Origin of the sequence: Pseudarthrobacter sp. NCCP-2145, assembly GCF_023708005.1 — a bacterium.
Lineage (GTDB): Bacteria > Actinomycetota > Actinomycetes > Actinomycetales > Micrococcaceae > Arthrobacter > Arthrobacter oxydans.
The window spans coordinates 173,836-194,506 of the sequence record NZ_BRCG01000004.1; the positions used below are offsets into that span (position 1 = coordinate 173,836).

A 20,671-nucleotide genomic window follows, 5' to 3' on the forward strand; every position below is an offset into this window, starting at 1 on the left:
TGGAACAAGGTGCTGTGACCTCACAATGTACCGGCAGCCTTGAGCCTGATGTACATGTCAGCGAGCCGCGGCGGCAACTGGTGGGGTTCGGCGTCCACCACTGACACACCGTGCTGCCGGAGCTCTGCGCTGATCGCCGCGCGCTGCAGGAGAGCCCGCTCCGCCGCCGCGGCGCGGTAGACACCCGTGGCGTCGCTGCGTTCTCCCAGCATGGTTCCCAGCTGCGGGTCCCGGACCGCCGCAACCACCACCACGTGCTGCCGGGCCAGCTGGGCCGCGACGGGAATCAGGCCTTCCTCGGGCGCACCGCCGTCCAGTGACGTGAGCAGCACAACGAGGGACCGGTGCGCGGAAACGGCGCGGACCTGCGCCGGGACTGCCGGCCAGTCCATCTCAATGAGTTCGGCCTCAAGCGGTGCCATGGCCTGGACCAGCTGGCCCAGGAGGTTCCCCTGCCCGGCGGACCCTGCCCTGGCGCGGGTACGCCGGTCAAAGGCAAGGAAGTCCACCCGGTCTCCGCCCCGCTCCGCGAGGACACCCAGCAGGAGGGCCGCTTCCATGCCCGTGTCCAGGCGCGTTTCGTCGTCGATCCTTGCCGCCGACGTCCTGGAGGTATCGAGGACCATGACCACACGGCGGTCGCGTTCGGGCCGCCAGGTGCGTACCACCACCGCGGACCGGCGTGCCGTGGCCCGCCAGTCAATCGACCGGACGTCGTCACCCCGGACATAGTCCCGGAGGGAATCGAACTCGGTGCCCGCGCCGCGGATCTGGACCGCGGCCTTGCCGTCGAGCTCGCGCAGTTTCCGCAGCTTGGAGGGCAGGTGCCTGCGGGAGTGGAAAGGCGGCAGCACCCGCAGCGAGCCGGGGCTATGGATTGTCTTCTGGCGCGCTGCCAGCAGCAGGGGGCCAAACGAGCGGAGGGTGGCGTGCGGTGCCCGGAGGTCACCCCGCCGGACGGGACGCAGCCGTACCGTGACGCGCCTGCTCTCGCCGGCCGGAACCTCAATGTCCTGTACGGCGTTCTGTGCCCCCGCCGAGGGCTGCCAGGCGTCGCGCAGGACGCCGCGGAGCCGGCGGCCGCCGTCGTTCCGGACCGTGAGCACAGCATTCACGGCCGCGTGCAGGGTGACGTTTCCGGGCTGTGTGCGCAGCAGGCTGACCGTCCGCAGCGGCGCCGCGGCCAGAAGGTCGACGGCGGCAAGGGCCGCCAGCACCCCGGACACCAGCAGTACCGTTCCCCAGCCGGGCAGCAGGAGGACCGGCACCACCCCCAGCAGCACCAGGAGCACGAAACGCCCGGAGATGGCCATCAGCGGGGAACGGGAACGGAGGCCAGGATGCTGCCCAGCACGTCATCCACCCGGACCCCGTCCATCTGGGCTTCCGGCTGAAGCGCCACGCGGTGCCGCAGGCAGGGGAGCGCGAGGGCCTTGACGTCGTCAGGGGTCACAAAGCTCCGGCCTGACAGCCAGGCCCATGACCGGGACGTGTTCAGCAGGGCCGTGGCCCCGCGGGGAGAGACTCCCAGCAGGAACGACGGGGCGGAGCGGGTAGCCCGCACCAGATCCACGATGTAGCCAATGATTTCAGGGTCCACCGCCACCGACGCCACGGCCTGCCGGGCTTTCGAGAGGTCTGCCGCACCTGCTACTGCCCGGACCCCCGCAGCCATGAGGTCACGCGGGTCAAAGCCGGCAGCGTGGCGCCGGATGACCTCCATTTCGTCCTGGCGCCCGGGCAGCGGCATGGTCAGCTTGAGCAGGAAGCGGTCCAGCTGCGCTTCCGGGAGGGGATAGGTCCCTTCATACTCAACCGGGTTTTGGGTGGCAGCAACGAGGAACGGTGCTGGCAGCGGCCGGGACACCCCGTCCACGGAAACCTGCCGTTCCTCCATGGCCTCGAGCAGGGATGCCTGCGTTTTGGGCGGCGTCCGGTTGATTTCGTCTGCCAGCAGGATGTTGGTGAAAACCGGCCCTTCACGGAACGTGAATTCGGAGGTGTGCGAGTCGTAGACCAGGGATCCCGTGACGTCTCCGGGCATCAGGTCCGGGGTGAACTGCACGCGCTTCGTGTCCAGGCTCAGCGCTGCCGACAGGGCACGCACCAGCAGTGTTTTGGCGACGCCCGGGACACCCTCCAGAAGCACGTGGCCCTGGGAAAGGAGCGCAATCAGCAGTCCCGTGACGGTGGCGTCCTGCCCCACCACGGCCTTGGCCACCTCGTGCCGCACGTCCAAAAGGGCCTGCCGGGCTGAATCATGATCCATGTGGTCCAGGACCCGGGGGCTGCTGCCTTGCTCGCTCATCGGCTCTTGACTTCTTTCTCTAGGGTGTCCAGCTCCCGGGACCAGGCAACAAGCCTCGCCTCGGTGCCGGGACGTTCGTTGATAAGTTCGCGGAGCCCCCTGACCGGCTTGCCGAGGAGTCCGGCAGCTGCGTCGATAACCTGGTCGGCGGTGGCCCCTGGCCCGGTCCGCAGGTGCCCGGAAAGTCGTACCAGCGCGCCAGCCCGCAGGTTGTCCCTCGCCTGGTCCACGGCGCGGGAGTCCTGATAGAGCCTCGCCCGGCCCTCTGCCGTCTCCGCTGCCTTGACCACGACCGGCAAGGGCTCAAACACCAGCGGGCCCAGGCGCCTGCCGCGCCAGGCCATCGCCGCCAGGGCAACCAGGACGAGCCACGGGCCCAGGAAACGCACCCAGTCGGGGGCCAGGTCGTCGAGGCTTGCGGGGCTGCCCCCGGTATCCAGGTCCTCGAGGGCAGGGATGTACCACACAAGGTCCGGGGACGGGCCGAGCGTCCGGATGGCCAGGGCGGCATGCCCCAGGCTGTCCAGCTGTCCGTTGCTGAAGACGGCGGTGCTGCCCACCACGGTGAGCCGGCCACCGTTGCCGACGGCAACGAGCCCTGCGCTGGAGCTGTCCGGCCGGTAGCAGGTCGTCCCGCCGTCGTACAGGAAGCCGGACTCCCCGGAAACTGCACCTGCAGCCTGCGGGTCAGGCAGGCTGCAGCCGGGCTCCAGCACTGGAGACGCGTCCGGCACCACCCCTGCCTGCCGGATGCCGGCGTCGAGTGCGTCCAGGGTCTGCAGCCGGGGCGATACCACCACCACCCGGTGGGCGGACTCCGCCAGGCTGCGGAGCCGGGGCCCGTCCAGGAAGCCGTTCCTGTCGTACAGCAGCAGCGTGGGCGAAGAACCGGCCTCTAGTGCCGCCATGGCTGCCCCGTAGTTTCCTGCATCGTGGACAGCTACTCCGTGCCGGCCCAGGATCTGCGCCACCGCGCGGGCGCCATCGGGGCCGGCGTTGTGGACCGACATCGGAACGGCGTCGCCCTTGGGACCGAGCTGCGCCCAGAGAACCAGGACCAGCGCGGCAGCCACCACGGCGGCACAAGCCACAAAGGCACGGTGCCGCCGGACCCACCCTGTCCTGCGGACGGATGCCTGGTCCGCATCGGTGCCTCCGTGCACCACGGAAGCCGGAGCCGCCCCGGTCATGGCAGTACCGCCGGGCGCGGTGCCTCATGGTCCTGGTGGTCCTGGTGGTCCTGGCGGTCCGGCCGGCGGACGGGCTTGAGGGCTTCGAGCGCCTCATCCAGGCTGGCCATCGCCCGGTAGTCGCCTGCGTCCGCCGCCCTGTTCCCGTAGCGGATGGCATCGAAAGTCACCGCCGCCCTGTCCAGGCGCTGCGCTTCGGTGCTGAAGGGAAATGCCAGGTCCCGGGCCACCTCATCGGCTGTCCGCCCGGGCTGGGGTTCCAGGATGGTGCGGTCCTCGGCAGAGCGGACAAGCGCCCGGAAGCGGTCCACGACGGCGTCCGCCCACCTTCCAGCCGCCGCGGACATTTCCGCGCGCTGCCGGTAGTCGGCGGCCGCCAGCACGCCCTCGGGCTCGAACACCTCCCTGGCCTTCCGGGCCCTGGGGTTCAGCCGGGGCTTGGCGATGATCACCGCGGCAGCGATGATCACGGCGATCACGACTCCAATGACGGGGCTTGGCACGGTGCTGCCTGCGTCCGCCGACCCGTCCAGGGTTGAAAGCCAGTCCAGGAAGTCCTCCCACAGCGTTTCGATCCAGCCCGGGGCAGCGTCGCGGTATTCAGGGTGTGAAAGCTCCTCTGCGGCCCAGCGGCGGGCTTCTTCCGCCCCGGGCAGCACCGGGGGTTCAGCGGCCATCCGGCCATGCCCCCGCCGCAGGCCCGGTGCCGGGGCTCCAGCCACCGGGGTAGCCTCCGGGCCGGGCTGCCGCCTGGCCGCGGCCCGGGATGCCGTCCGGATCCGCGCCGGACTCCATCATGCGGAGCAGCGAAATATCCAGTCCGTCCTTTCGCATGCGGAGATCCATGTAGATCAGCGCCATGACAGATGTCTGGAAGGCGTAGCCCAGCGCTCCGGCAAGTGCACCGAGGACGGCGGTGATGATGCCGACCGCGATGGCGATGGCCACGTCCTGTCCGGCGCCGCCGTGCGGCGACAGGAAGTCCGCCATCAGCGGGGGTACAAGGCTCACCGGGATCATGACCACCTGGCTGATGATGCCCACCATGATCCCCACCACCACGGTGATGCCAAGGATCCGCCACCAGTTGGCCCGGGTCAGTTCCCAGGACCGGCGCAGGGCGTCCAGCGCACCCAGCTCCTCAACCACGACCGCGGCCGGGGCCACGAGCAGTTTGATGTAGATCCATACGGCCAAGGCGACAAAGCCGAGGAACAGGGGGATGAGCAAAAGGACGCCTATCCGTTCCATGCTGGCTATCAGTGCGACGGCGGCCGCTGCCGGGACGAGGATGGCAAGCAGGCCGGCAAGCATCAGCAGTCCCGCCAGCCGCATCAGTGCCCAGACCCGCGGCCGCGCAAGGACCCACATCTGCTTGAAACCGGTGGGGCGGTTCAGGATGGACCGCGCCACCGGCACCACCATGGCGCCCTGCAGGACGGAGGCGATGAAGATCGTCAAAACGGAAACCAGCACAATGGCGGCAACGAAGCCCAGGCCCAGCGCTGTGAGGTCGGCGGGGCTGGCGCTCTCCGCCCAGGCTTCGATGGAGCCCATCGATGTGGCTGTGGCTGCTGTAAGGACTGCCGTGAGGATGGCGGCGAGGGACTGCGCCAGTAGGGAAGCGCCCAGCATGGCCTTGGCATTCCGCCTGATGGTCTGGAACGAACCGTCCATGATCTCCCCGAACATCAGGGGGCGCAGCGGGACGATGCCCGGTTTGGGCGGAGCAACGTATTGTGGCTGGCCGTACGGGCGGCCCGGATGGGGATACCCGGGGCCGGGGGAGTTCGTGCCCTGGGCGCCCGGGTATGGCGGGCAAGGCTGATCCCAAGGCCGCTGCCACACCGGTGGCCCCCAAGGTTGCTGCTGATCCGCCGGCGGTGGCCAGCCTGGCGGCCGCTGCCCGGCCGGCGCACCCCATGGGCGCTGCCGATCCGCCGGCGGCGGCCAGCCTGGCGGCTGCTGCGCCGGTTGGTGCCCTCCCGAAGGCTGGTCCTGCTCCGGAGTCTGCCCCCATGCAGGCAGGCCCGGGCCTCCGGTCTCCTCCGCGTCGGAATCCTTTGACACGATGTTCCTTCCCCCATCCAGTCCGCCGTCGGCCTGGCGCCGGCTTCGCAATCCCGGCGTGGCGCTGGAAACGTCCGGCGTGGCACCAGCCTATAGTTCCGGCGTCGGGCATCCTAGCGCTCCGCCATGCCGGAGGGCGCTGAACAGGACAAAGCCATCCTGATAAGGGAATATATAACTATGAAGGCACGCATTCTGGTGGTAGACGATGATGAAGCGCTGGCCGAAATGATTGGAATTGTCCTCCGCAATGACGGCTTCGAGCCGGTCTTTTGCGCGGACGGCGCCCAGGCGCTCGACGTTTTCCGGTCATCGCGGCCGGACCTTGTTTTGCTGGACCTCATGCTTCCGGGCGTGGACGGCATCGAGGTCTGCCGGCAGATCCGTGGAGAGTCGGATGTTCCCATCGTTATGCTCACCGCCAAGTCGGACACGTCCGACGTCGTCCGCGGACTTGAGTCCGGCGCCGACGACTACGTGCCAAAGCCCTTCAAGCCGGCTGAACTGGTGGCGCGCGTCCGCGCGAGGCTCCGCCCCGGCGACCAGAAGGCCCCGGAAACCCTCCGCATCGCGGACATCACCATCGACGTCGCCGGACACACGGTCAGCCGGGGCGGCGACCGGATTTCGCTGACGCCCCTGGAGTTCGACCTCCTGGTGGCCCTGGCACGGAAACCGTGGCAGGTGTTCACCCGGGAACTGTTGCTCGAACAGGTCTGGGGTTACCGCCATGCTGCTGACACGCGCCTGGTGAACGTCCATGTCCAGCGGCTCCGGTCCAAGATCGAGCAGGATCCGGAAGCTCCGGAAGTCGTGTTGACGGTGCGTGGTGTCGGTTACAAAGCAGGGGCCTGAACCCGCGGCACAGGACGGTGCGCCCGGTGAGGGCGCGCCCGCTCCCGCGGGCAACTCCGCCGCCGGACATTCCGGCGGGGCCGGCCTGCCCCCTGGGCCCGAACACACCGACGCCGCCAGCGCCCGTTTCCGGGACCTGATGTTCCGCGCCCATCTCTGGCAGCGGCGCGCCCTGATCGTCAGCCTGCGTGTTGCACGGCTGGTCAGGACCGGATTCCGGCGGTTCCTGCCGGCGCTGCGCTTCATCGGCCGGTCCCTTCACCGGCGGTGGCGCCGGTCGCTGCAGTTCCGCACTGTCCTCACCACACTCCTCCTGGCCGTCACTTCGTTCGCGGTTGTGGGTGCCTATCTGTCCAACCAGATCGCCAACAACCTTTTCCAGGAGCGGCTGGCGCAGGCAGAGTCTGAAACCAGCTACCACGTCAAGCAGGTCCAGGACACGTTCGACGGCGCGCAGGTCACCGACCAGGCCAGTGTCATCACCCTGGTTTACGACACCCTCAACGCGGTGGAAGGCCGGGGTTCGGTCATCCAGCGCAGGTATGTTTTTGAGGCCATGCCGGAACAGACCAAGCCCAGGAACCGCTGGGTCGAATCCCGGGCCTCGGACCAGCTGACAGTGAGCGTCATCCCGCCCGAACTGCGCAAGGCCGTGCAGGAGTCGGGGAAGGACCAGTATTGGGCCTCCACCGTCATTCCGGTGGGCACCGAAGACCGCCCCGGCATTGCGGTGGGCAACAAGGTGACGTTTAACGGCACCGTCTACGAGCTGTACCTGATCTACGACCTGAATACCGCGCAGCAGACCCTGGATGAGATCCAGAGTGTCCTCTGGGCCGGCGGCGCCGTGCTGGTCCTTCTGATCGGCGCCGTCGCCTGGTACGTCACCCGCAACGTCGTCAGCCCGGTCAGCCACGCCGCCATGGTGTCGGAGAAGCTCGCTGCCGGCCAGCTGCAGGAACGGATGGTGGTCCGGGGAGAAGACGAAGTTGCCCGCCTGGGTGCATCCTTCAACCACATGGCAGCCAGCCTCCAGGAGCAGATCACCCAGCTGGCAACCCTTTCGCAGATGCAGCAGCGGTTCGTCTCCGACGTCTCCCACGAACTGCGCACACCGCTGACCACAGTCCGGATGGCGGCGGAAGTCCTGTATGACGCGCGCCACGACTTCGACCCCATTAACAAGCGCTCCGCAGAGTTGCTCTACAACCAGGTTGAGCGCTTCCAGTCGCTGCTGTCGGACCTGCTTGAAATCTCCCGCTTTGATGCCGGTGTGGCAGTGCTCGATGCCGAAGCCGAAGACATCCTGCAGGTTGTCGCACATGCCATCGAAGGCGCTGCCCCGGTAGCCGCGGAATACGGTTCGGAGATTGTCCTCAGGGCACCCGAAGGTGCCATCATCGTGGAGATGGACGCACGGCGCATCGACAGGATCCTGCGGAACCTGATCCTCAACGCAGTGGAGCACGGCGAAGGAAGGCCTGTCACCGTCACGGTCGCAGCCAGCCAGACCGCCGTCGGAATTGCCGTCCGGGACCACGGCATCGGAATGGCGCCCGCAGAGGCAGCGCGCGTCTTCGACCGTTTCTGGCGGGCCGACCCCGCCCGCGCCCGCACCACCGGCGGCAGCGGCCTTGGCCTGTCCATCGCCATGGAGGACACAAAGCTGCACAACGGCTGGCTCCAGGCATGGGGCAAGAAAGGCAGCGGCGCCAACTTCCGGCTGACGCTGCCCCTGCGCCAGGGGGAAGAAATCGACAAATCGCCGGTCCAGCTCGAGCCGGAGGACATCGTGATGCCCGGAGAGCCGGGGACCAGCAACATGCTGGTCCTGGGAACAGGCGCGCCGGCCGGAACGGGACCTGCCCAGGAGGAGAGAACATGACGGGCCATGCCCGCCGACAGGCGAAACTGTCCGCTTCCCTGCTGGTCCTCCTGCTCGTCCTGCTGGCCGGCTGTGCCAGAATCCCCACGTCCGGGCCGGTGGGCAAAAGCAGCGAGGGCAGCGCAGGGAACCTCAGCGCGCCGGTGTTCCTGCCGGCCGCGCCACAGCCGGGCGCCTCGCCTGAGACCATCATCGATTACTTCTACCGGGCAGGCAGCGGCTATGAAGACGACTACGCGGTGGCGCGGCAGTACCTGACGCAGGCCTCTTCCGTGTCTTGGAAACCGGACCAGCGTGCCCTTGTCTACCGGGAAGCGCGGGTGGTGGCAACCGGCACCGAGAACGTCTACAACTATGAGCTGGACGTCGCCTACACCGTGGATGCTGACGGGATCGCCACGCAGTCACCGGAAGGAACGATTGAAAACATCCCGGTGACCGTCACCCAGGTGGACGGTGAGTGGAGGATCTCCGCCATTCCGGACGGCACCGCCATCGCGGAGGAAACCTTCAAGGTCATCTACGGCGCATTCCCCATCTACTTCTACGATCCCTCTTTTACGTTCGCGGTCCCGGATGTGCGCTGGTTCATCAAGAACAAGACGGTCAAGGCGATGACCAGCGCCTTGCTGGCCGGACCGGCTCCCTACCTGCGCGGCGCCGTCGCAAGCGCCTTTCCCTCCGGCATCAAGCTGGCCCGCGAGTCGGTCCCGGTGGTTTCCGGTGCCGCTCAGGTTGACCTCACGGCCAAGGAACTCATGGAGACGTCGCCGGAGGACCGGCTGCGGATGCAGATGCAGCTGACATTGACGTTCCGCAGCCAGCCCGACGTCGTCAACGTCGAGCTGCGCGCCAACCAGGACCTGGTCCGGGTGGAAGACGACGGGTCCGTGCTTCCGCCGGTGCAGGACAAGAACGTGCCGTCCCGCCAGATTGCCATCAGCGGCAACGACCTGGTGCGCTACGAAAACAACAGGGTTTCACCGCTGCCCGATATGCAGCCCGTGTCCTCCCTCAACCCGAGGCTTCCCGCAGAATCTCCCGTGTCGCAGTCGGCTGCCTTCCTCAATGACAGCCGGACCACGCTGTACAGCATCAGCCCGGGCCAGCCGGCCAGGGCACTCACCACCAGGAGTACCCTGAGCCGGCCATCCTTCGGCCTCAATGAATGGGTCTGGTCGGCCGGCCCGGGAGGCTCGGGGGACACCGAAGTGGTGGCTTACCGCCCGGCCGGTATCGCAGAGGGGGCCACCGTACCCTCGGTCACCCTGACGCCGGCCTGGCTGGCCGGCCGGACTGTCAAAGAGTTCCGGATTTCGAGGGAAGGGGTCCGTGCGCTGGTGATTTCGGAGCAGAACGGTAAAACCCGGGTCCAGGTGACCGGCATTATCCGCGGCGGCGACGGGACACCCCGGGAGCTGACGCCGCCCATTACCCTGGCAACCGGCAGTGACCCCGACCAGGGCGCGTGGGTCACCGATACGACCATCGCGGTCATGAAGGGCTCAGCGGCGTCGAACGTCACGCCGGAGCTGCTGTCACTCGCCTCCGGGCAGCCGCAGCAGCTGGCGCCCTGGCCGGGCCTCGTCGCCTTGAGCGCCGGGAACGGGCCTGAGGACATTTATGCCCAGTCGGCAGAGGGCATCTTCCAACGCCTCGGCAACGGATGGTCCCCCCAGATTAAGGGCCCCACCGACCCCTCATTTCCAGGCTGAGGCCCTGTCCCGGCAGCTGGGCCGGGTCCGGCCTTCCGGGATTTGTCCACATACGGCAGCTGGATGCTGTGATGGCACCGCTACCGGGTGGAAAGTCAGGGAGTGGCCACCAGAACAGGATTGCCTGACAGGGCAGCGGTACCTGTCCGGCTGGACCCCGACCTCACCCCGCCTCCCTGGTTCAGCGCCAGGCACAGGGCAGACCACGGCAACACAGTCTTTCGCATGCTGGATCAGCTCGCGGGAGCGGGGGCGGACCTGCTTTCCCTGGCAGTTCCCGTGGACTGCGTGTGCTGCGGCGCCGAAGACCGGGCGCTCTGTATCCGGTGCGACCGCCACATCCGGCGGCTCACCGCGTCCCCGTTCCGTGCGGAAAGCGGAGCCCCCGCGCTGATGGACGTGGCGGGGACGGTGCTGCTTCCGGTGGTGGCCGCCGGCGTGTACCGCGAAGAGCTGGCCCAGGCGCTGCTCTCCTTCAAAAGGCATGGGCAGCACCAGCTGAAGGGAAGCCTGGGACGAGCTCTGGGCGGAGCGGTCCGGGCGGCTACGGAGGGTTCGAGGGATTTCCTCCTGGTCCCTGTCCCCACCAGTACCAGGGCATATCTGAACCGTGGCTTCAGCCCCGTCCAGCTGCTCCTGCGCGGCGCGGCAGGCCGGCTGCCGGGGCCGGGTGTTGCAGACGTCCTCACGAAAGCACGCGGACCAGGACTGCAGCTGCCCGGCGGGCAAAAAGGCCTCGGCCGGGGTGCCCGGGCGCAGCGCGTGCGCGGTTCCATGCGGGTCCGCCGGCGGTTCCGGAACAAGGTCGCCGGATACCCCTGCATCATCATCGACGACGTGCTGACCACCGGAGCCACGCTGGCTGAGGCAGCCCGGGCCCTCCATGCGGCCGGGGCGCAGGTGGCGGGCGCCGTTGTGCTCGCGGCGACACGCCCGCCGGATGCCGATGGCTGCACCGCCGCACCCGCGCAGGCCCGCGGAACCTGCCATGACTTAGAAAAAAATAAACCGGGAAAGGATGAATAACGGGTGCCTATGAACTAACGTCGGTGGTGGGTACCAAGAACAGAATGTACCTTTCGATGGCGGCTCGGAGAGGGGCTCGACTGTCAGGCAGATCGGCCCAGGGAAGCGCCGCCGTCGTGTCACCGAAGTCATTTGGAGGGCACCATGGAGTTTATGATCAGCGGACGAAATCTGACAGTTTCAGACCGGTTCCGCGAATACGCCGGGGAAAAAATCTCGAAAATCGAATCGCTTGGGGACAAGGTCCAGCGGGTCGATGCGAAAGTCTCCAAGGAGACCAATGCCCGGCAGACCGGCGATCAGCTGACCGTTGAGGTGACAGTCCTGGGCAGGGGGCCCGTGATCCGCGCTGAGGCCAGCGCCGCTGACAAGTTTGCAGCATTCGACCTCGCCTACAACAAACTGCTGGAACGGCTCCGGCGCGCCAAGGACCGCAAGAAGGTCCACCATGGACGGCACACACCCAAGGCTGTCCGCGAAGCTACCGCCTCCCTCGAACCCGCCAGCCCGAACGAGCCCCTCTACGTCGAGGCAAGCCACCGGAACGAGGCCGTGGCCGCCCCCGAAGACAAGTCTCCCTATGATGTGGACAACGACATTCCGGCCGGCAATTCCCCGGTCCTGATCCGGCGCAAGGTCTTTCCCGCCGCTTCCCTCTCCCTCGACGACGCCGTGGACAACATGGAACTTGTGGGCCACGATTTCTACCTCTTCGTCGACAAGGCCACCAACACGCCGTCCGTCGTGTACCGCCGCCGCGGCTGGACCTATGGGGTGATCACCCTGGACCACGAGTGCGAACCCGGAGACACCGTGGTGGAGGAAAAAGTCCTTGCCTACCGCTCGGACGACACCCCGGCCAACGCCTAGGCTGGTGAAAACCATCAACAGAGAGGACTGATGTGCCGGCGACGCTGAGCCTGGACCAGGCACGGCGGATCGCTTTGGCAGCGCAGGGACTCGACAAAGGACGGCCCGCCGGCCCCGTGACATCACGGACGGTGGGCCGCACCTTTGCCCGGATCCAGCTCGTCCAGATCGATTCCGTCAATGTGGTATCCCGGAGCCACTTCCTTCCGTTCTTTTCCCGGCTCGGCCACTACGACCGCACGATCCTCCAGCGGATGTCCGCCGTCCATCCTCGGCGCATGGTGGAGTACTGGGCGCACGAGGCCAGCTACATCCGGCCGGAACACTATGCAGACCTCCTGTTGTGGCAGAAACGGACCTGGGTGGGTGCGTCCCGCATGGACCCCGGGCTTCGTGCCGACATCACCGGGCGTATCCTCGACACCCTCGCACGGTCCCGCCCCCTGACCGCTGCTGAGTTGACTGCCCGGATAGGCCACGTCGAGGAAACGCAGACGGCGAACTGGGGCTGGAACTGGAATGCCGTGAAGAGGGTGCTGGAACACCTGTTTGAGGACGGCACGGTCTGCGCTGCGTCGCGGACGGAACAGTTCGAGCGCAGGTACACGCTGGCTGCCAAGGTGCTGCCGCAGCTTACCGTCGGGGAAGCAGGCGCCGACGCCAGGGCCGGGGCGATGCACCGCCTGATCGACGCCGCCGCGCAGGCCCATGGCATCGGAACCGTGCGGTGCTTCGCGGACTACTTCCGCACGCCCGTCAAGGCGGCAGCGGACGCCGTCGCGCATCTTGTGCAGCAGGGAAGGCTGGAACCGGTGACCGTGCCGGGCTGGGACCGCGCCGTCTTCCGCCACGCTGACGCAACTTTGCCCCGGCGGGCCACGGGCCGCGCGCTGCTGAGCCCCTTCGATTCACTGGTATTCGAACGCCGGCGGCTTGAAGAGCTGTTCGGCTTCCACTACCGGATCGAAATCTATACTCCTGAGAACAAAAGGCGGTACGGCTACTACGTCCTTCCCTTCCTCCTCCGGGACAGGATCGTGGCGCGGGTGGACCTCAAGGCTGACCGAAAGGCAGGAAAACTTCTGGTGAGGTCCTCCTTCGCCGAACCTGGCGCCCCGCCGGACACCGCCGTCGAACTTGCTGCAGAGCTCCGCCTCATGGCCGGCTGGCTGGGCCTGCCAGAGGTGGAAGTATTCCCCGTTGGCGACCTGGCCGGCGGCCTCGCACGTGCCGTACGAACCGAAGCGGACTATCCGCTCTGAGGGAACAAACGGGCACCTCGGCGGTGTCTCTCCCGTAGACTAAAAACGCCAGAATTCGGCGGCAACGACTGGGAGCATCTTCACGTGGCATCACTTATCGAAAAACTTCTCCGCACCGGTGATAAAAAAACCCTCCGGCAACTGCGGAACTATGCCGACTCCATCAATGCCCTGGAAGATTCGTTCAAGACGTTCACGGACGCCGAACTCCGGGAGGAAACCGACCGGTTGAGGGAACGGCACCAGGACGGTGAGAAACTGGATGACCTGCTTCCGGAAGCGTTCGCCGCCGTCCGGGAAGCTTCCTCGCGGACCTTGGGGATGCGCCACTTCGATGTCCAGATGATGGGCGGCGCCGCCCTGCACCTGGGCAACATCGCGGAAATGAAGACCGGTGAAGGCAAGACCCTGGTGGCGACCGCTCCCGCCTACCTGAACGCTCTCACCGGCAAGGGCGTCCATGTGATCACCGTGAACGACTACCTCGCCGAGTACCAGTCGGACCTCATGGGACGTGTCTACCGTTTCCTTGGCCTGAGCAGCGGGTGCATCCTCTCGAACCAGGATCCCGCAGTCCGTCGCCAGCAGTACGCCGCTGACATTACCTACGGCACCAACAACGAATTCGGGTTCGACTACCTCCGCGACAACATGGCCTGGGACAAGAACGAGCTTGTCCAGCGCGGACACCACTTCGCCATTGTCGACGAAGTGGACTCCATCCTCATTGACGAAGCCCGCACGCCGCTCATCATCTCCGGGCCGGCGCAGGGGGACACCAACCGCTGGTACAGCGAATTCGCAAAGGTGGTCCTCCGGCTTCAGCCTGACAAGGACTACGAAGTCGACGAAAAGAAGCGTACCGTCGGCGTCCTGGAGAGCGGGATCGAGAAGGTGGAGGACTACCTCGGTATTCAAAACCTTTACGAGTCCGCCAACACACCGCTCATCGGGTTCCTTAACAACGCCATCAAGGCCAAGGAACTTTTCAAGCGGGACAAGGACTACGTCATCCTGGACGGGGAAGTCCTGATCGTCGACGAGCACACCGGCCGCATCCTCGCCGGCCGCCGCTACAACGAGGGCATGCACCAGGCGATCGAGGCCAAAGAAGGCGTCGAGATCAAGGCCGAGAACCAGACCCTGGCCACTGTGACGCTGCAGAACTACTTCCGTATGTACCAGAAGCTTTCAGGCATGACCGGTACTGCCGAAACCGAGGCAGCGGAATTCATGAGCACCTACAAGCTGGGCGTGGTGGCCATTCCCACCAACCGCGACATGCAGCGCATCGACCAGCCGGACCTGGTCTTCAAGAACGAAACGGTTAAGTTCGACGCCGTGGTGCGGGACATCGCCGAACGCCACGAAAAGGGCCAGCCGGTCCTGGTGGGCACCACCAGCGTCGAGAAGAGCGAATACCTGTCCCGCCTTCTTGCCAAGGAAGGCATCCGGCACGAGGTCCTCAACGCGAAAAACCACGCACGTGAAGCTGCCATCGTCGCCCAGGCCGGACGTAAGGGCGCCGTCACGGTGGCAACCAACATGGCCGGCCGCGGTACGGACATCATGCTCGGCGGCAACGCTGAATTTACCGCCGTGGCCGAGCTTGCCAAGCGCGGGCTGGATCCTGAGGAGAACTCCGAGGAGTACGAGTCCGCCTGGCCGGCAGCACTCGAAGCTGCCAAGCAGTCGGTCAAGGACGAGCACGAGGAAGTCTTGAACCTTGGCGGACTCTACGTTCTGGGAACCGAGCGCCACGAATCACGCCGCATCGACAACCAGCTTCGCGGACGCTCCGGCCGCCAGGGCGACCCTGGCGAGTCGCGCTTCTACCTGTCGCTGACCGATGACCTCATGCGGCTCTTCAATTCCGGCGCCGCGGAACGGCTCATGAACAGTTCCGTGCCCGACGACGTCGCCCTGGAATCGAAGCTCGTATCCCGGGCTATCGCCTCAGCGCAGGGCCAGGTGGAGGGCCGCAACGCCGAACAGCGCAAAAACGTCCTGAAGTACGACGACGTCCTCAACCGCCAGCGTGAGGCAATCTACAGTGACCGGCGGCGGATCCTTGAAGGCGACGACCTGCACGAGAAAGTCCAGTTCTTCGTCGAAGACACTGTCACCGCGCTCATCGACGCGGCAACGGCAGAAGGCAACGGCGACGACTGGGACTTCAACCAGCTCTGGACTAACCTCAAGACCCTGTATCCCGTGAGCGTCACGCCGGAGGAGATCATCGAGGAGGCCGGCGGCAAATCCAGGCTCACGGTGGAGTTCCTGAAGGAGGAACTGCTCTCCGACGCGCGGCTGGTGTACCAGGCGCGGGAGGAGGCCCTGGGCTCGGAAAGCATGCGCGAACTTGAGCGCCGCGTGGTCCTCTCCGTCATTGGCCGTAAGTGGCAGGAACACTTGTATGAGATGGACTACCTCAAAGAAGGCATCGGGCTGCGCGCCATGGCCCAGCGTGATCCGCTGGTGGAATACCAGCGTGAGGGCTTCATCCTGTTCCAGGGCATGATGGAAGCCATCCGGGAAGAAAGCGTCGGATTCCTGTTCAACCTCGAGGTTGAAGTCACGCCCGCCCAGGACGTGGTGGTCGCGGACGACGCCGGCGGACACACCGAGCATGTGCAGCCGCAGGTTCACGCTGCCGGGCTCGAAGCGCCGGAGAAGCCGGCCCAGCTGCAGTACACTGCCCCCAGCGAAACCGGTGGAACGCAGACCCGGGTGGAGACACGCTCCTCGGGCAGGTCGGGAAATCCGGCCAAGGCGGCAACGCAGGACGCGGCCAAACGTCCGGCAAAGAAGAAGCGCCGCTGACGGTGGAGTGAGCCGCCAGTGGCGGCTTGGATCAGGATTGTGAGGGCAGGGCCGGGAACAGTGTTCCCGGCCCTGCCCTCTGTTTCGTGTCAGCCGATGACAAGTTCGGTCACCCGCCACACCTGTTTGCTCCGCTCCAGCCGGACGGCTACCGCACGTGCGCGCACGTCGTCCACCACCACCGCGCTGCCTTCGTAGACGCCATCGCGGACTTCGCAGACGCGGACGGAGCGGACCGTGGAGTTGCGGTGAAGCCGGGCGAGTGCCGGATTGCCGGTCCGGGTAATTTCCCGCCTAATCAATGCCGCCCGGTGCTGCAGTGCGGCAAGGCAGCGGGGGTCAAGTCGTCGTGCGAGCTGATGGATCGGCCTGATGCCGGCGAGGACTTCCATTGCCGCCTGTACTGTGCCGCGGGTAATCGCGCGGACTTCCGCCAGGGGGTCGACCGGGCGCAAAGGTGCCGGACCTCCGTCGCGGAAAGGCACCGCTGGCGCAGTTGCAGACTGCGCGTGGGATGGCTGGTCCGGCTCTGCTGCTCCGGAAGCAGTCCTGTCCCGAACGGCATGTAGTGGTGTTGCTGCAGTCATTGGTCTTCCCCTTACTGTGTTGGCATCTGGTCCGGGCTGGGCTAGTGGCGTTAAGCCGGCGGCGGCTGAAGAATTTGCCCCGGAAGCAGCACATCGGGATCCTGTCCGATGACTCCCCGGTTGGCCTCGTACCAGCGGGGCCATTGACGTGCGATGGCCACGTCCGAAACGCCGGGTCCCAAATGACGGGCCGCTATGTCCCACAGGGTGTCTCCGGCGTGGACGGTGACAGCCTCGTCCCGGTGGCCTGCATCCCCTTCAGCGGCACGGTGGGCCGGAGCCGCGAGCATTCCCGGGTCTGTGACAGGTGTGGCAGGCTGCCAGCCGGGGTGGAAGGTTGACGGGGGAGTTGCTGCCGGCGCTCCAGCCGGTTCCGGTAGAGGGGCCTGTTCCGGTGCGGTGGACGGCTCCGGTTCAGCGGCCTTTTCCGGTGCGGTGGTCAGCGGCACACCGCTGGTCCGCGGGGTATGGCCCTGAGTAGGGGCTGCGCCGGGTGTGCCCGTTTCCCCTCCTGTGGGTCCTTCGGTGGCAGCGACGGCAGGAGCCGAGGCGGATTGTCTTAGCGTCGGAGCCCATTCAGGCCCCGGGCCGGTGACTGCGGCATGGGCTGCCGGTCCCGCCAGAAGGTGGACGGACAGTGCGCCCAGGACCAGCCTCTGCATGAACGCGGGCGAAAGCCTGCGGGTGGCTGCTGCGGCGCGGGGACGGCCCTTCCGCTCCAGAATGGCCGTGACGGCAGCAGCTGCCAGTGACAGGATCCACCACGCCATAATGCCTGCGCCGGCAGCAGCTGCGGCTACCCCGAGGAGTTCCTCGACTCCCGCTTCCTGTTTCCGGGCGGAAGCGTCCCCCAGCTGCCTTAGGAGGCCTGACCCGATGCAGCAAAGAAGAAGGCCCAGGAGCAGCACACCCAGCGCTGTCAGGAGGTCAGCGGGCCGTCCGGCAGCCCCTGCCTCGGCACTATTCGCCTCGCTTGATGTAGTTTGATGCAGTTTGGTTTGCATAAACCCAGTTTGCGGTCGATGTTCGAGATTTGTCCATACGCTGGAGAGATGTTTCTTCGGGTTGACCGCTCTCGTGCGGCGCCCTAGTCTGGCGCAATGCGCTGGGATTCCCTTTTCAACGACATGGAAAGCCAATTTGCTGAGTCGGAGCGGTTGGCGCTTGATGCCGAAATCAATGAGCGCACCCGTGCTGAGATGGTCACTGCAGAGCTCGCGGACAGGCTACGGGGCTCGCTTCGCTGCCGGCTCGCCGCTCATCTCGACTGCGGGGAAGTTTTCCGGGGCACACTGAGCCATGCAGGCGCGGATGCCCTTGTGCTGGACGAGGAGCAGCACCAGGTTCTTATTCCGTACGCATCGGTCACGTGGTACGAAGGGCTGGGCCGGATGGCGGTGGCAGAGCCGTCACAGGTGCGCAGGGGTATTGGACTTGCCCACGCTTTGCGCGGTCTCGCGAGGGACCGCGCCGAACTGTCCCTAACACTAAGGGGGCAGGGTTCAGGGCCTGGCAGAATCACGGGCGTGATTGACAGGGTAGGGAAGGACCACCTGGACCTGGCCGTCTACACTCCAGGGGAGTCCCGCCGCAGTAGCCAGGTCAACCAGGTATCTGTCATCCCCTTCGCGTCCCTGGCAGCCATCAGGTCCAGGCGGTCCGGCGAACTTTAGTGGCCTTATCCGCTGGGCTGGTGAAGAAACAACGCGGGCTTCAGACGGACTTGGACTTCGACTCCTGGATCATCCGGCTTGCCTCGGCGTAGCGCTCCTCGATGTATTTTTCGAGCATCTTCTCTTCCACGCGCCACTGACCCCTTCCGCCAACCTGGATGGCTTTCAGTTCACCACTGCGGACCAGTGCGTACGCCGCCGGAGAATTGATCTGGAGCTGCTCGGCGACATCTGCGAGCGTAAGGAACCTGGGCATGCTTCCATTTTGCCATCGAATGGACGCAGGTGCTGCCGTTATCCACAGTTTGGCGTGGTTTGCAGTGATGACTTTTGTTCCTGCTTCCCGCCGGTAACAATGAGGGTGACACGGCGAGCAGGGCCGGCTTACAGGGGGAGAAGACGAGATGGTGCCTGAAGTATCTGCCACAGCGGCACGGCTGAAGCGGCCGTCCTGGAAGGATCCCCGGCTGCTGGCGGGTATCCTCCTGGTCCTGGTTTCCGTGGCTGGTGTGGTTTTCCTCGTCGGCAGCGCGGACCGGACAACGGAAGTTTTCGCAGCACGGGACGGTATCGCTGTAGGGGAGCGGCTGACCGAGGAAAATGTGGTACGCGCGAAGGTGCGCCTGGGTGACACGGAGAGCCAGTACATCACGGCGGAGTCGGGGCTCCCTGAGGGCGTCGTGGCGGTTCAGCGGATCGGAAGGGACCAGCTGGTTCCCCGTGCCAGCCTTGGCGCGGTGGATGAACTCGACCGAAAGCCGGTAGCGCTCTCCATCGATGAAACCCTCCCGGCGCAGGCAGTAGCAGGAGCCAGGGTGGACGTCTGGGTTGCCCAGCCGGACGCCCGCAACGGTTTTAGCGAGCCGAAGCTCCTCCTGTCAGGTGCAGAGATCGCGGAGGTGACGGCCGGCTCAACGGCACTGGGGTCGTCGAAGAAAACCGTCCTGATGGTGCTGGTGGAGGACAGCCACATGCCTGCGCTGCTGGGGGCCCAGGCCAACGGGGCGAAGATCGCGGTGGTCTGGAACCCCGGCGGCGCCAAATGAGTATTCCGGTGGTCACCGTTGGCCAGAGCCGGGAAGATCTGGTCGGAGGGCTGGAACGGCTGCACGGGCCGGTCACCGTGGTCAGGAGGTGTACGGAACTTCCCGAACTTCTTGCCGCATGCCAAAGCGGGCTGGCGCGGGCGGCGGTCGTAGCGGAAGGGTCCGAAGGGCTGACGTCCTCGCTGGTGGACCGGCTCTCAGCTGTTGGAGTGGCCATTGTTGCCTTGACGGACAACGCCGATGAAGCGGCGAGGCTGCGGGCGATAGGGGTAGCTTCCGCGGTGACCGGCGTGGAGTCCGCTGTTCTGTCGGACCGGATTGCCGAGGCCGTGTCCCAACTGTCGGGATCGGGACCACGCACTGCCCCCAGGAGCAGTCCGGCTGATCCGGGCGAAGCGCTGAAGCCGGTCCCGGATGAGCCGTCTCCCGGCCCGGATGAACCCGGGCCGGGGAGGATCATTGCTGTCTGGGGTCCTGCTGGGGCGCCCGGCCGGACCACCCTGGCTGCGAACATGGCAGGCGAGCTGGCGGCGGATGGAAAAAGAGTGATTCTTGTCGACGCTGACAGCTATGGCGCCAGCATTGCAGGCGTGCTCGGGCTCCTCGATGAATCCGCTGGACTGGCGCAGGCCTGCCGCCTCGCGGACCAGGGCCTGCTGGATCGGCAGGCCCTGGAGAAGATTGCAGCCCCGGTGGCCACCAAGTCCGGTACTTTCAGGGTGCTCACGGGCATCACCCGCGCGGACCGCTGGACGGAACTTCGCGCCTCAGCCCTCGCGCTCGTCCTTGACCGCGCACGGGACATAGCTGACGTGGTGGTGGTGGATGCCGGGTTTTGCCTTGAAGCGGATGAGGAGATCAGCTTCGACACGATGGCGCCGCGACGGAACGCGGCAACGCTGCGGTCCCTGGAGCTGGCCGACACGGTTTACGCGGTCGGCGCAGCAGATCCGGTCGGGGTTCCACGGCTGGTGCGCGGTCTCGCCGAACTGGAAGAGGCTGTTCCCGGTGTTTCGCCCATTGTCGTCCTGAACAGGGTGCGTGCTTCCGCCGTGGGCAGGGGGCCGGAACGCCAGTTGAGGGACGCGTGGGAACGCTATGGCCCGGCGTCCGCACTGAAAGGGTTCCTGCCCCACGACGCTGCCGCTGCGGACGCGGCCCTCCTCGGAGGCTCACTCCTGCTTGAAGCTGCCCCCGATTCCCCGCTCCGCCACGCCATCCGGGAACTCGTTTGTGCACCCGCCCAACAAAAGAGAAAATCCTCTGTCTTCTCTTCCACAGCAAGGCGCCGGGTGAAGGACTAGGCTCGCCATAAGAGCTGCAATGGTGCAGCAAATATTTCGTGATGGAGGCGTTTGTCG

The 20,671-nt window shown here is 66.3% G+C and carries 18 protein-coding genes; 10 read left to right on the forward strand and 8 right to left on the reverse strand.

Features of this window, described 5'->3' with window-relative positions; all coding sequences use genetic code 11:
• Positions 1-20: 20 nt before the first annotated feature.
• The 5 genes from NFU08_RS05085 to NFU08_RS05105 are packed head-to-tail and all read right to left on the reverse strand — an operon-like array spanning position 21 to position 5,175.
• Positions 21-1,313 (reverse strand): DUF58 domain-containing protein, encoded by a 1,293-nt coding sequence (locus tag NFU08_RS05085; RefSeq protein WP_251421141.1) that lies wholly within the window; start codon positions 1,311-1,313, stop codon positions 21-23.
• Complete coding sequence (locus tag NFU08_RS05090; RefSeq protein WP_174180426.1) at positions 1,313-2,308, reverse strand: MoxR family ATPase; 996 nt, start codon at positions 2,306-2,308, stop codon at positions 1,313-1,315. Before NFU08_RS05090 ends, NFU08_RS05085 begins: the two co-directional genes overlap by 1 nt.
• Positions 2,305-3,498 carry a DUF4350 domain-containing protein gene (locus NFU08_RS05095; RefSeq protein ID WP_251421142.1) on the reverse strand — a complete coding sequence of 398 codons (1,194 nt, stop codon included), beginning with the start codon at positions 3,496-3,498 and terminating at the stop codon, positions 2,305-2,307. The genes NFU08_RS05090 and NFU08_RS05095 overlap by 4 nt, the downstream gene beginning before the upstream one ends.
• On the reverse strand, positions 3,495-4,175 hold the full coding sequence (locus NFU08_RS05100) for a DUF4129 domain-containing protein (protein ID WP_251421143.1): 681 nt from the start codon (positions 4,173-4,175) through the stop codon (positions 3,495-3,497). Before NFU08_RS05100 ends, NFU08_RS05095 begins: the two co-directional genes overlap by 4 nt.
• On the reverse strand, positions 4,165-5,175 hold the full coding sequence (locus NFU08_RS05105) for a hypothetical protein (protein ID WP_251421144.1): 1,011 nt from the start codon (positions 5,173-5,175) through the stop codon (positions 4,165-4,167). Before NFU08_RS05105 ends, NFU08_RS05100 begins: the two co-directional genes overlap by 11 nt.
• Positions 5,176-5,748: 573 nt before the next feature.
• Between NFU08_RS05105 and mtrA the strand changes: the two genes are divergently transcribed.
• From mtrA to secA, 7 genes are all read left to right on the forward strand, one after another.
• A complete protein-coding gene (mtrA, locus tag NFU08_RS05110) occupies positions 5,749-6,423 on the forward strand; it encodes an MtrAB system response regulator MtrA (protein WP_174180435.1) in 675 nt (224 codons plus the stop codon).
• Between the two features lie 139 nt (positions 6,424-6,562).
• On the forward strand, positions 6,563-8,308 hold the full coding sequence (gene mtrB, locus NFU08_RS05115; protein ID WP_217432689.1) for an MtrAB system histidine kinase MtrB: 1,746 nt from the start codon (positions 6,563-6,565) through the stop codon (positions 8,306-8,308).
• Positions 8,305-10,023 (forward strand): LpqB family beta-propeller domain-containing protein, encoded by a 1,719-nt coding sequence (locus NFU08_RS05120; RefSeq protein WP_174180438.1) that lies wholly within the window; start codon positions 8,305-8,307, stop codon positions 10,021-10,023. Before mtrB ends, NFU08_RS05120 begins: the two co-directional genes overlap by 4 nt.
• A gap of 225 nt (positions 10,024-10,248) precedes the next feature.
• Positions 10,249-11,049, forward strand: coding sequence for a ComF family protein (locus tag NFU08_RS05125; protein ID WP_174180440.1), 801 nt, complete (start codon positions 10,249-10,251; stop codon positions 11,047-11,049).
• Between the two features lie 144 nt (positions 11,050-11,193).
• The gene (gene hpf, locus NFU08_RS05130; protein WP_104184996.1) at positions 11,194-11,919 is read left to right on the forward strand and encodes a ribosome hibernation-promoting factor, HPF/YfiA family; all 726 of its coding nucleotides are present in this window, start codon (positions 11,194-11,196) and stop codon (positions 11,917-11,919) included.
• Between the two features lie 32 nt (positions 11,920-11,951).
• The gene (locus NFU08_RS05135) at positions 11,952-13,181 is read left to right on the forward strand and encodes a winged helix-turn-helix domain-containing protein (RefSeq protein ID WP_174180442.1); all 1,230 of its coding nucleotides are present in this window, start codon (positions 11,952-11,954) and stop codon (positions 13,179-13,181) included.
• Positions 13,182-13,265: 84 nt separating this feature from the next.
• On the forward strand, positions 13,266-16,004 hold the full coding sequence (gene secA, locus NFU08_RS05140; RefSeq protein ID WP_251421145.1) for a preprotein translocase subunit SecA: 2,739 nt from the start codon (positions 13,266-13,268) through the stop codon (positions 16,002-16,004).
• Between the two features lie 89 nt (positions 16,005-16,093).
• Here secA and NFU08_RS05145 read toward each other — a convergent pair whose 3' ends face one another.
• Positions 16,094-16,591: an Rv3235 family protein gene (locus NFU08_RS05145; protein ID WP_174180446.1), complete on the reverse strand. Its 498-nt coding sequence runs from the start codon at positions 16,589-16,591 to the stop codon at positions 16,094-16,096.
• Positions 16,592-16,641: 50 nt separating this feature from the next.
• Positions 16,642-17,595: a LysM peptidoglycan-binding domain-containing protein gene (locus tag NFU08_RS05150; protein WP_251421146.1), complete on the reverse strand. Its 954-nt coding sequence runs from the start codon at positions 17,593-17,595 to the stop codon at positions 16,642-16,644.
• A gap of 96 nt (positions 17,596-17,691) precedes the next feature.
• Between NFU08_RS05150 and NFU08_RS05155 the strand changes: the two genes are divergently transcribed.
• On the forward strand, positions 17,692-18,264 hold the full coding sequence (locus NFU08_RS05155) for a hypothetical protein (RefSeq protein ID WP_251421147.1): 573 nt from the start codon (positions 17,692-17,694) through the stop codon (positions 18,262-18,264).
• Between the two features lie 40 nt (positions 18,265-18,304).
• Here NFU08_RS05155 and NFU08_RS05160 read toward each other — a convergent pair whose 3' ends face one another.
• On the reverse strand, positions 18,305-18,520 hold the full coding sequence (locus tag NFU08_RS05160; RefSeq protein WP_251421148.1) for a helix-turn-helix domain-containing protein: 216 nt from the start codon (positions 18,518-18,520) through the stop codon (positions 18,305-18,307).
• 148 nt (positions 18,521-18,668) lie between these two features.
• Between NFU08_RS05160 and NFU08_RS05165 the strand changes: the two genes are divergently transcribed.
• Positions 18,669-19,310, forward strand: coding sequence for a hypothetical protein (locus NFU08_RS05165; RefSeq protein ID WP_251421149.1), 642 nt, complete (start codon positions 18,669-18,671; stop codon positions 19,308-19,310).
• Positions 19,307-20,614 (forward strand): P-loop NTPase, encoded by a 1,308-nt coding sequence (locus NFU08_RS05170; RefSeq protein WP_251421150.1) that lies wholly within the window; start codon positions 19,307-19,309, stop codon positions 20,612-20,614. Before NFU08_RS05165 ends, NFU08_RS05170 begins: the two co-directional genes overlap by 4 nt.
• Positions 20,615-20,671: the final 57 nt, after the last annotated feature.